The 10,090-nt window shown below is 62.8% G+C and carries 12 protein-coding genes and 1 tRNA gene; 8 read left to right on the top strand and 5 right to left on the bottom strand.

Annotation, left to right across the window (positions count from 1 at the left end; genetic code table 11):
* The first annotated feature begins 13 nt into the window (after positions 1–13).
* Positions 14–823, top strand: coding sequence for an N-formylglutamate amidohydrolase (locus MIC97_RS08235; protein ID WP_239799616.1), 810 nt, complete (start codon positions 14–16; stop codon positions 821–823).
* A gap of 56 nt (positions 824–879) precedes the next feature.
* Here the strand turns inward: MIC97_RS08235 and MIC97_RS08230 are convergent, their stop codons facing one another.
* Both MIC97_RS08230 and MIC97_RS08225 read right to left on the bottom strand, forming a co-directional pair.
* Positions 880–1,551 (bottom strand): type VI secretion system-associated protein TagO, encoded by a 672-nt coding sequence (locus tag MIC97_RS08230; protein ID WP_239799615.1) that lies wholly within the window; start codon positions 1,549–1,551, stop codon positions 880–882.
* Positions 1,552–1,593: 42 nt separating this feature from the next.
* Positions 1,594–1,678 (bottom strand) — tRNA-Leu (locus MIC97_RS08225).
* Positions 1,679–1,866: 188 nt separating this feature from the next.
* On the opposite strand from MIC97_RS08225, the gene MIC97_RS08220 reads away from it, so the two are divergent.
* The 7 genes from MIC97_RS08220 (at position 1,867) to MIC97_RS08190 (ending at position 6,994) form a co-directional block, all read left to right on the top strand.
* Positions 1,867–2,454 carry a YqaA family protein gene (locus MIC97_RS08220; protein WP_183824280.1) on the top strand — a complete coding sequence of 196 codons (588 nt, stop codon included), beginning with the start codon at positions 1,867–1,869 and terminating at the stop codon, positions 2,452–2,454.
* A gap of 18 nt (positions 2,455–2,472) precedes the next feature.
* A complete protein-coding gene (locus MIC97_RS08215) occupies positions 2,473–2,994 on the top strand; it encodes a disulfide bond formation protein B (RefSeq protein ID WP_239799614.1) in 522 nt (173 codons plus the stop codon).
* A gap of 62 nt (positions 2,995–3,056) precedes the next feature.
* Positions 3,057–3,650: an NAD(P)H-dependent oxidoreductase gene (locus MIC97_RS08210; protein WP_239799613.1), complete on the top strand. Its 594-nt coding sequence runs from the start codon at positions 3,057–3,059 to the stop codon at positions 3,648–3,650.
* Complete coding sequence (pyrF, locus tag MIC97_RS08205; RefSeq protein ID WP_239799612.1) at positions 3,647–4,348, top strand: orotidine-5'-phosphate decarboxylase; 702 nt, start codon at positions 3,647–3,649, stop codon at positions 4,346–4,348. The genes MIC97_RS08210 and pyrF overlap by 4 nt, the downstream gene beginning before the upstream one ends.
* A gap of 36 nt (positions 4,349–4,384) precedes the next feature.
* Positions 4,385–4,672 (top strand): DUF1330 domain-containing protein, encoded by a 288-nt coding sequence (locus MIC97_RS08200; protein WP_239799611.1) that lies wholly within the window; start codon positions 4,385–4,387, stop codon positions 4,670–4,672.
* A gap of 64 nt (positions 4,673–4,736) precedes the next feature.
* A complete protein-coding gene (locus MIC97_RS08195) occupies positions 4,737–5,951 on the top strand; it encodes an ATP-grasp domain-containing protein (protein ID WP_239799610.1) in 1,215 nt (404 codons plus the stop codon).
* The gene (locus MIC97_RS08190) at positions 5,948–6,994 is read left to right on the top strand and encodes a polysaccharide deacetylase family protein (RefSeq protein WP_239799609.1); all 1,047 of its coding nucleotides are present in this window, start codon (positions 5,948–5,950) and stop codon (positions 6,992–6,994) included. The genes MIC97_RS08195 and MIC97_RS08190 overlap by 4 nt, the downstream gene beginning before the upstream one ends.
* Before the next feature lie 18 nt (positions 6,995–7,012).
* Here the strand turns inward: MIC97_RS08190 and hslU are convergent, their stop codons facing one another.
* Genes hslU through MIC97_RS08175 form a run of 3 tightly spaced genes read right to left on the bottom strand, consistent with a single transcriptional unit; the run spans position 7,013 to position 10,018 of the window.
* Positions 7,013–8,323 carry an ATP-dependent protease ATPase subunit HslU gene (gene hslU / locus MIC97_RS08185; protein ID WP_239799608.1) on the bottom strand — a complete coding sequence of 437 codons (1,311 nt, stop codon included), beginning with the start codon at positions 8,321–8,323 and terminating at the stop codon, positions 7,013–7,015.
* Between the two features lie 31 nt (positions 8,324–8,354).
* A complete protein-coding gene (locus MIC97_RS08180; RefSeq protein ID WP_239799607.1) occupies positions 8,355–9,419 on the bottom strand; it encodes a hypothetical protein in 1,065 nt (354 codons plus the stop codon).
* Positions 9,419–10,018, bottom strand: a complete 600-nt coding sequence (locus tag MIC97_RS08175; RefSeq protein ID WP_239799606.1) for a DUF2585 domain-containing protein — start codon at positions 10,016–10,018, stop codon at positions 9,419–9,421. Before MIC97_RS08175 ends, MIC97_RS08180 begins: the two co-directional genes overlap by 1 nt.
* Positions 10,019–10,090: the final 72 nt, after the last annotated feature.

Genomic DNA, 10,090 nt, shown 5'->3' with positions numbered 1-10,090 from the left:
CACGGAAATGCATATGAACACGACCGTCAGGCCAGCGGCGGCGCTTCGCCATGATCCCGCATTGCCGTTGTTGGGAATAGATGAGCCGCCGCCCTATGCGGTGATCAATCCCGATGGCTCGTCACCATACCTGCTTTTGTGCGAGCATGCGTCGAACCGTATTCCGCGAGCGTTGGGCGATCTTGGCCTGCCGCTCGCGGAGCGCCAGCGCCATATCGCATGGGACATCGGCGTTTCGGCGCTTTCGCAGCATCTGAGTGCCACTCTCGACGCGCCTCTGTTCATGGCGAATTATTCGCGTCTCGTCATCGACTGCAACCGGCCGCTGCATGTGCCGTCGCTGATCCCGGAGGTCAGCGAAACAACGGCCGTGCCGGGCAATGCCGGGCTCAGCGAGGCGGAGCGGCAGCAACGCATCGACACCTTGTTCCATCCTTTTGCCGAGGCGATCAGCCGGCGTCTGGACCAGCGCCGGCAGCAGGGGCTTCGGACCATCATCATCGGGGTTCACAGCTTTACGCCGGTCTACTTCGGCAAGCAGCGGCCATGGCATGCGGGCGTGCTTTACGGGGAGGCGAAGGCGTTTGGCCGCGCGATTATAGACCGCCTCGCCGCCGATCCTGCTTTGTGCATCGGCGACAACCAGCCCTACGACATCCATCCCGATGAAGACTATACGGTTCCGGTTCATGCCGATGCGCGTGGCCTGCCCGGTGCGCTGATCGAAATCCGACACGACTTTATCAGGGATGCACAAGGCGTCACCGCATGGGGCGGGCGGCTGACGGCATGCCTGAAGGAGATGGAGCGGTTGCCCTTGTAAAATGCAGATGCAGGGCAGCCTGCCGCTTCAAAACCTTCAGGGGGAGCGTGCGCTCTCTACCAGCCGCATGCTTCCCGCAATGGCTTTGAAGCTTCCTCTGCTCCGGAAATGTCGAAGGTCGCGGTAAACGGGCTTTCCGAATAGGGCGTCATCCGAACGATCATCTGCTTCCTGCCGTACATCTGTTTGATCACTGGAATGGACTTGCCCCCATTCCACAGGCCCAGCGCACGGTTGTCGGTCGACGCATCGCCGCCGACCATGCGGGCTTTCTCGTCATCCAGCCGGTAGGTGATGTTGCCGTAATCATTGTATTGGCTCGCGGTCATGTGACAGCCGGTTGAGAAGTAAAGAACCGTCTTGTTTTCCATGCAGCGCAGGACCAGACCGATTTTCTGTCCCCGGTTCCAGCCGCAATCGACGACTTCATCGGAGTCGATCGACATCACGACGGTGGGCTGGTCGGTGAGTTTCGATGTCTCCTTGCGGACCACCCATTTCCCCGCACCCTGTGGAAGGGTGGAGGCGGAAGGTGTGCGGCCTGCCTCCCTGTCATAGCAGGCCAGACGGTCGAGATCGTTGTCGATCTTCAGGCAGTCGGCAGCCATCGCAGGCGCGACCCCGGCCATGATGACCGTGGCGATGATCAAAAGAGATCGCATGTCTTCCCCCAAGTCCCCACGCTGCATACCTTGCTGCGCGTAAACGGGGGCGTCAATGCCGGGCAAAGACGGCCTGCGTGTTGTTTTGGAAGATAAGTCAGAATGAGATGGTACGGGTGGTCGGACTCGAACCGACAAGGATTGCTCCGGCGGATTTTGAGTCCGCTGCGTCTACCAATTCCGCCACACCCGCAAGGGCTTTCAAGCTATGAGCGACACACTCATTCCAACGGCGAACTATAGGTTCGTGCATGGCCCGTCAACAGCCAGTTGGCCATCGGCGGCCGGAATCGTTCTGAGAGATCAAGCATTCGTGATCCGTGGCCATTGTGCCAGCATGATTTTCTTTTTATGCATGCTGCGCATAATCTGAGGACCCTCATGCTTCGCGGACTTTACGACTGGACCTTGTCGCTCGCGGCAAGGAAATCGGCCGAATGGTGGCTGGCTTTCATCGCTTTCGTGGAAAGCTCCATCTTTCTGGTGCCCGCGGATGTGCTCTACCTGCCGATGGCATTGTCGCGCCCGGATCGGGCTTACCGCTACGCGCTGGTGGCGACCGTGGCTTCGGTGCTGGGCGGCATCGCCGGCTGGTTCCTTGGCCATTATGCCTATGAAGCGCTGGCCCGGCCGGTGCTGGAATTCTACGGCAAATATGAACAGTTCGAGGCGCTGCGGACGTCGTCCGGTATCGGCTTCATCATCCTGATGCTGATTACCTCCGGTCTCGCGCACCTGCCGCCGATCAAGGTGGTGACGATCCTGTCGGGCGTCATCGGCGTCAATCTCCTGCTGTTCATCCTGCTTGCCATCGTGGCGCGCGGGGCGCGCTTCTTCTTCCTGGCGTGGCTTCTGCGCCGCTATGGTGAGCCGATCCGCGAGTTCATCGAAAAGCGCCTTGGCACTATCGCAGCGCTGGGGGCGGCTGCCCTAATTCTGCTTTACCTGCTGGTCAGATATCTGCACTGACAATCCGGAAGACACCTGATGACCGACACAGCCACGCCCGACCCGCGCCGCAGATTGCTGTTCACAGCATTGTTTCTGGCCTTTGCCATGGCGGCGACCGTCGGCACCGCGCTCGGTTTCCAATACATAGGTGGCTATATTCCCTGCAAGCTCTGCTACGAGCAGCGCATGCCCTATTATATCGGCGTGCCGCTGATGCTGCTGGGCGCCCTTGCCGCCTTCCTTAAGTTGCCTTTGTGGATCGTGAAGGCGCTGCTCGGCGCCGGCGGCGTGCTGATGGCATATGGGTTCTTCCTCGGCGGATATCATGCCGGCGTCGAATGGGGCTGGTGGCCGGGACCGAGCGACTGCACCAATATCGCAGCACCCGTCGATACGGGCGGAAACGGCGTTCTGGATGCGCTCGACCAGTTCGTGCCGCCCTCCTGCGACAAGGCGGCGCTACGCATATTCGGCCTGTCCATGGCCGGCTGGAACGTCATCGCCAGCCTGATCCTTGCCGTGGTCGCGTTCCGTGCGGCCTTCTCGCGTGGACGGTAACAAAGGCGCATTTCACTTCGCACGCCGATGATCTATAGCTGCCCGAAGCATCGGGGACAGCCATGACAGCCATGCCACGCATTCTCGTTTTCGCCGGGTCCGTACGGACCGGCGCCTACAGCGGCAAGACCGCCGACGCGGCGCAGAAAGCGCTTGCTCTGGAAGGCGCGCATGTGACGCGCATTTCACTGCTCGACTACCCGCTGCCGATCTATGATCAGGATCTGGAGAAAGAAGACGGCATTCCGGAAAACGCCATGAAACTGGCGCGGCTGATTTCCGGGCATGACGGGGTGCTGATCGCCACGCCGGAATATAATGGCTCATTGCCGCCGCTCCTGAAGAACACCATAGACTGGCTGAGCAGGGTGCGCCGCGACGGGGACGCTCCACTGAAGCCGCTCACCGGCAAGCTGGCGGCGCTCTGCTCGTCTTCGGAGGGGCAGTTCGCGGGCATTCGCGCCATCACCCATCTGCGCGCCACATTGCTGCGCTGCCAGATGGAGGTGGTGACGCCCGAATGCTCGGTGCCGCGTGGCGGTGAAGCCTTCGACGACAATGGCGACTTTCGTGACCAGCGCCTGCAGCAGACCATGGCGCGCGTGGCCGCTGCCCTTGTCGCGCAGGCGGCAGTATCAGCAAGGATGGAAGCATGACCGGCACAAGTGACATGAAGCAACATCTGATCGTCGGCCTCGACGTACCGACGGTTGCCGAGGCCGAGCGTGTCGTGCGCGACCTTGAGGGTGTCGCCTCCTTCTACAAGATCGGCTACCAGCTCGTCTTTGCCGGTGGTCTGGAGTTCGCGCGTGATCTGGTGACGTCCGGGAACAAGGTGTTCCTCGATATGAAGCTTCTGGACATCGACAACACCGTCGCCAAAGGCGTGGAGAACATCGTGCGGATGGGCGTTTCCATGCTGACCCTGCATGCCTATCCGAAAGCCATGCGTGCGGCTGTCGAAGCCGCGCGTGGCAGCGATCTGTGCCTGCTTGGCGTGACCGTGCTCACCTCCATGGATGAGCAGGATGTCATCGAGGCCGGCTATGAGCTTGATCCGCATACGCTGGTGCTGCGGCGCGCCGAACAGGCCCTGCAGGCCGGCATGGGCGGTATCGTCTGTTCGGCGCAGGAAACCGAAGCGGTGCGCCGTATCGTTGGGCCGTCCATGGCGGTGGTGACGCCGGGGATCCGTCTTGCCGGTGGAGAGCGTGGCGACCAGAAGCGCGTCGTGACGCCGCGCGATGCGATGCGCAATGGTTCCAGCCATCTGGTGGTGGCGCGGCCGATCGTCGGCGCGGTTGACAGGCGGGCCGCCGCGCAGGCTATTCTCGACGACATGCGCTCGGCCTGAGCGCGATACCGACATTACCGGAGGAAAGTCACCATCATGCCCAAGGGATACTGGATCGCTCGCGTCGATATTCGCGATGCCGAGCGCTACAAGGATTATGTTGCCGCCGCAAAGCTGGCTTTCGACCGCTTCGGAGCCAAATTCCTGGCGCGTGGCGGGGAGCATGAGGTGGCCGAGGGGCCGGGCCGGGCGCGCAATGTCATCATCGAGTTCGACTCCCTGGCCACGGCCCGCGAATGCTATCATTCGCCGGAATATCAGGTCGCGGCCGCCATCCGGCAGCAGGTTGCCGATGGCGAGATCGTGTTGGTGGAGGGCGCCTGAACAGGGCGACGGCTGCCAGCCCTTGTTAACGCAAATGCGCTAGCGTTCCTCCATGGATGCCAGCGTGTCGCATACGGACAGTTCAATTCCCTCAGCACCGGGCGGCGTCGTCATTCTTGGCGGCGCCCATGGTTCGCTGGCGCTCGCGCGCAGCCTCGGGGCGGCAAAAGTGCCGGTGTGCTACGTCTCCCATGACACGCCTTTGCCGGGCTGGTCGCGTCATGTGCAGCACAACTTCGGCTGGCCAGGGCCGGATGATCCGGGTGCGGCGGCATATCTGACCGGGCTTGCGGAATCGCACGGACTGAGCGGCTGGCTTCTCGTTGCCGGCGGCGATGCGGAGGTGCGTCTGGTTGCGCAGGCGCGGGAGATGCTTGAGAAACGCTTTCGCCTGACATTGCCGCCGTGGGAAAGGCTGCAATGGCTGTGCGAGAAGCCGCTGCTCTATCGGCGGGCGGCGGAGCTGGGCCTTGCCGTTCCACACACTTATGCCTTCGCCTCGGCGGATGAAGCTGAAACGGCGAATATCGCTTTTCCCGTGGTGCTGAAGCCCAATATGGGGGGCGGTTCGTCGCATCTGGCGCGGGCCAAGGTGATACGGACGGACGACGCCGCTTCATTCCGCGCTGCTTTTGCAGATGCAGCCGGCGAAATTGGCGCGGCAAACGTCGTCGTGCAGCAGCTCATTTCGGGTGGGGGCGAGAGCCAGTTCTCCTATGCCGCGCTCTGGCATGAGGGCCAGCCGGTGGCGGAATTCACGGCGCGCCGGGCGCGGCAGTATCCCGTCGATTTCGGCTACACCAGCACTTTCGTCGAGGTGGTCGAGCGCCCGGATGCGGCAGAAGCCGCGCGCCTTCTGCTGCGATCGGTGGATTTTTCGGGTCTGGTGGAAATCGAGTTCAAATACGATGCCCGCGACCGGGTTCTGAAGCTGCTCGACGTCAATCCCCGGCCATGGTCGTGGTTCGCGCTGGCGGCAGCATCGGGCGTCGATCTTGGCCGGATGCTGTGGGAGGTGACGAACGGCGGCACTGCTTCCACAGCGCAGGCCGAGGAAGGTGCCGCATGGACCTATCTGTCGCGCGACATCATCGCGGGCGCACAGCTTTGCTGGCGCGGCGCGCTGACGCCTGGTACCTTTCTGGTGTCGCTGATGTCGGTGCGCGCCGGTGCTGCCTGGGCGGCCAATGATTTGCGGCCGGGGCTTTTCGACCTGCCGCTGACGGCGTGGCGGGTACTGACGCGGCGCTTGCTTGGAAAAGGCGCGGCGCGCTCATGACCATGAAAACCACGCTTCGGCGTGCGATCCGCGATGCGGCGATCAGGGCGGGGCTCGAAGCCGTCGCACTTACCAATGCCGGTGCGGTCTGGTCGCAGGCGGCAGGGCGCGGCGTCATCTTTACCCTGCATCATGTGCGTCCGCATCAGGGTCACGCGTTCGATCCGAACGCCCTGCTTTCGGTGACGCCGGAATTTCTCGATGCGGCGATCGAAACGTGCCTTGGCACCGGCATGGTGCCGGTGGCGCTGGAGGATTTGCCGCAATTGCTGGCCGATCCCGACGACCGCCGGCGTTTCGTTTGCTTCACGCTGGATGATGGCTACCGCAACAATGCGCAGCATGCGGCGCCGGTGTTTCGCAGGCATGGCGTGCCCTACACGATCTTCCTGTGCCGTGGCTTTGTCGAGCGCACCCGTTCGCTGTGGTGGGAAACGGCGGGGACCCTCATTCGCCGTACGACCGAACTGGCATTCGATTTCGGCGACGGACCGGAGAGCCTGCCTCTGAACACGGTTGCCCGCAAACAGGCGGCGTTCGACCGTCTTTCATCCTTCATTCAGGCCGGTGATGAGGATGACGCCATCGCCCGGCTCGATGCCGAGGCGATCAGGCATGGCGTTGATCCGCTGGCGATCGTGGACGATCTCGTCATGAATGCGGACGAGGTACGGGAACTGGCGCGGGATCCGCTCGCCTGTTTCGGCGCTCATACGCTTACCCATGTGAATCTCAGGCGTGTCGATGCGGCCCGACTGGCAAGCGAGATCGAAGGATCGATCCGGGCGGTGGAAGAGTGGACGGACAAGCGGCCATCGAGCTTCGCCTATCCCTATGGCTTCGCCACGGCGGCGGGGGAGCGAGAGTTCAGCGCTGCGCGCGAGGCGGGGCTCTCCATTGCCGTGACCACCCGGCCGGGCGTGCTGGGGGCGGCCAGCCCCGGTCAGCCGACAGCGCTGCCGCGGGTGTCGCTGAACGGTCTTTACCAGAAGCCGCGCTATGTAAAGGCGCTGGCTTCCGGCATTCCGTTCAGGCTGATGTGAGGACGGCCGGGCCGCGCTTCACAGGATGAAGCGCGACAGGTCCGTGTTCTTTGCCATCTCGCCGACATGCTTCTGCACATAGGCGGCATCGATGGTGACGGTGGTGCCGTCGCGGTCCGGCGCGTCGAAGGAAATTTCGTCCAGAACCCGCTCCATCACCGTCTGCAAGCGGCGCGCGCCGATGTTCTCGACCGTCGAATTGAGGTCCACGGCGATGCCGGCCAGCGCGTCGATGGCGTCCTCGGTGATTTCCAGTTTCACGCCCTCGGTCGCCATCAGCGCCACATATTGCTTGATGAGGCTGGCTTCGGTTTCGGTGAGGATGCGCACGAAGTCTTCCTTCTCCAGCGCCCGCAGCTCGACCCGGATAGGCAGGCGGCCCTGCAACTCGGGCAGCAGGTCCGAAGGCTTGGAGACGTGGAAGGCGCCCGACGCGATGAACAGGATATGGTCGGTCTTCACCGGTCCGTATTTCGTTGCCACGGTGGTGCCCTCGACCAGCGGCAGCAGGTCGCGCTGCACGCCTTCGCGCGAAGGACCGCCGGAAACGTCGGAACGGGCGGCGATCTTGTCGATCTCGTCGAGGAAGACGATGCCGTCATTGGCGGCCGATTCCAACGCCTGGCGCACAACCTCGTCCTGATCGAGCAGCTTGTCGGACTCGTCGGCGATCAGCAGATCGTAGGACTCCTTGACGGTCGTCTTGCGCATCTTGGTGCGCTTGCCGCCCATGGCCTTCGACAGCATGTCGTTGATGTTGAGCACGCCGATATTGGCGCCCGGCATGCCGGGAATGTCGAAGCCGGGCATGCCGCCATTGCCGGTATCGGCCACCTCGACCTCGATCTCCTTGTCGTCCAGCTCGCCATCGCGCAGCTTCTTGCGGAAGGAATCGCGGGTCGCGGGCGAGGCGGTCTTGCCGACAAGCGCTTCGAGCACACGTTCCTCGGCGTTGAGATGGGCGCGGGCCTTGACGTCCTCGCGCATCTTCTCGCGGGTCAGGCCGATGGCGATTTCGACCAGATCGCGCACGATCTGCTCCACGTCGCGGCCGACATAGCCGACTTCGGTGAACTTGGTGGCCTCGACCTTGACGAAGGGCGCGTTGGCGAGCTTCGCCAGCCGGCGCGAGATCTCGGTCTTGCCGACGCCGGTCGGGCCGATCATCAGGATATTCTTCGGCGTCACCTCTTCGCGCATCTGGCCGTCGAGCTGCTGGCGGCGCCAGCGGTTGCGCAGCGCGATGGCCACCGCACGCTTGGCGTCCTTCTGGCCGATGATGAAGCGGTCGAGTTCGGAAACGATCTCGCGGGGGGAAAAATTGCTCATATTGAATAACTCGTGAAACAGATGCTGCGGCTTATGTATGGGCTGGCAGCCTGTGTACAAGGGCAGCGGGCAGCAACGCGAACAGGCGCCGCCGCAGCGCATGCCAGCCGGCGCTCAGCAGCAGCACCAGCGCACCCAGCACCAGAAGGGTCAGCGGCACCATCACTTCGCCAAGGCCGATCTGCCGGACCAGCGAGCCGAAGGCGATGCCGGCATAGGAAAGGCCGGACACCAGAACGGCGCGACGGTCCACCAGCACGGCCACCACGGCAAGCCCGATGAAGATCGCCAGCACGCCAAGCGACGTTGCCGCGTTCAGGTTTCCGGAGGCGACCAGCCCGCTGATCAGCGGATGGACGACCAGCGGGGCTGCCAGCATGTGCAGCCAGAAGGCGATGTCGGTGCGCCGCGTCAGGCGTTGCGGGTCGCTGAGGTCGAAGCGCATGGCAAGCGCGAAGACCGCGATGCCGCAGACAAGCAGGACAGGGCGCAGGTAGTTTTCCGCAAAATCGGGTGCAATGGCGATCACCAGCGCCAGAACGCTGGCAACGAGGGCGGCGACGCCGGCCGCGAAGGTGATGGGGATGCGGAAACGCCGGTAGTGCAGGGCCGTGGCGGCAATAGTGATGAGCCCGGCAATCACGACGGGCCAGCTGTCCTTCGCTGCCGCGGAGACATTGAAGGCTTCCGTGCCGGCCATGACGATCAGCGTTCCCGAAAAGACGGAAGCCGCATAGACGAGCAGCAGAACGATGCTGGGAAGCGCCATGCGACGCTTGCGGGTGAAATATTCGGCCAGCAGCCAGCTTGCCAGTGCCACGGTGAAGCCGGCACCGGCACCGCCGATGCCTTCCACCGCGAAATAGGAAAGCGCGCCGAGGAAAAGGGCAATGCCGATGGTGACGAAAATGTCACCGAAACCGTTGATGAAGCGGAATTTCTCGTCGTCCGACGGTGCGGTCGCGGGCAGGCCAGTGGCGGTGTTTTCCAGATAGCGCAGCATCTCGACCTGCTGCAGCGTCAGTACGCCCTGCGTAAGAGCGCGCTGGAGCGTGTCGCCGGAGATTGTGGTCTGGTCAGGTATCAGGGCTGCCATTACAGACCTCCCTGCCAGGCCTTCACCGAGTCCAGCGGATAGACCAGCATCAGGACATTCAGGGTGAGATTGTCACGAATGATATAGCCGACGATCAGTTCCGCCGCGACGGCCAGCGTCACGATCAGCCAGACGGGCAGGCGCGCGGCAAGGAAGAAGCCGAACATCATGAACAGCGTGTCGAAAACCGAATTCAGAATGCTGTCGCCGAAATAATCCAGCGAGATTGTCGCCTCGCGATAGCGGTTGATGATGATCGGGCTGTTTTCGAGGATTTCCCATGCGGCTTCGAGCACGATGGCGAAGGAAAGCCGGGTCCACACGGTGGAACGGCGAAACAGCGCCCAGAACAGCAGGTAAAACAGGAAGCCGTGGATGATGTGCGAGAAGGTGTACCAGTCGGAAATGTGCTGGGAGTTCTCGGAACTCACCACCACGCCGTGCCACAGCTTCACGTAGCCGCATTTGCAGATCCAGATGTGGCCCATGAGGCGCAGGATCGCGGCTTGCGCAGCGACCAGCAGCACTGCTGCCAGAACGCCTTTTTTCCAGTCCAGTCCCCAGAGAGGGCGTTCGTGCGGCGCTGTCAGCTCGGTCAAGCGATGTCCCCTTTTCGCGGCGAATCAACGCCATGCGGTCGCCGAGAAGACAACACATAGTGTGGCAAATTG

The organism is Aquamicrobium sp. NLF2-7, assembly GCF_022359935.1.
GTDB classification, from domain to species: Bacteria; Pseudomonadota; Alphaproteobacteria; order Rhizobiales; family Rhizobiaceae; genus Mesorhizobium; species Mesorhizobium lusatiense.
Note: the sequence above shows the minus strand (reverse complement) of the source record. Positions and strands in the feature narration are given on the sequence as shown.

What these genes read in the sequence shown, in the direction of transcription:
- MIC97_RS08235 (WP_239799616.1), top strand. Translation starts at nt 14, where the DNA reads ATGAACACGACCGTCAGGCCAGCGGCGGCGCTTCGCCATGATCCCGCA.
- MIC97_RS08220 (WP_183824280.1), top strand. Translation starts at nt 1,867, where the DNA reads ATGCTTCGCGGACTTTACGACTGGACCTTGTCGCTCGCGGCAAGGAAA.
- MIC97_RS08215 (WP_239799614.1), top strand. Translation starts at nt 2,473, where the DNA reads ATGACCGACACAGCCACGCCCGACCCGCGCCGCAGATTGCTGTTCACA.
- MIC97_RS08210 (WP_239799613.1), top strand. Translation starts at nt 3,057, where the DNA reads ATGACAGCCATGCCACGCATTCTCGTTTTCGCCGGGTCCGTACGGACC.
- pyrF (WP_239799612.1), top strand. Translation starts at nt 3,647, where the DNA reads ATGACCGGCACAAGTGACATGAAGCAACATCTGATCGTCGGCCTCGAC.
- MIC97_RS08200 (WP_239799611.1), top strand. Translation starts at nt 4,385, where the DNA reads ATGCCCAAGGGATACTGGATCGCTCGCGTCGATATTCGCGATGCCGAG.
- MIC97_RS08190 (WP_239799609.1), top strand. Translation starts at nt 5,948, where the DNA reads ATGACCATGAAAACCACGCTTCGGCGTGCGATCCGCGATGCGGCGATC.
- hslU (WP_239799608.1), bottom strand. Translation starts at nt 8,323, where the DNA reads ATGAGCAATTTTTCCCCCCGCGAGATCGTTTCCGAACTCGACCGCTTC.
- MIC97_RS08180 (WP_239799607.1), bottom strand. Translation starts at nt 9,419, where the DNA reads ATGGCAGCCCTGATACCTGACCAGACCACAATCTCCGGCGACACGCTC.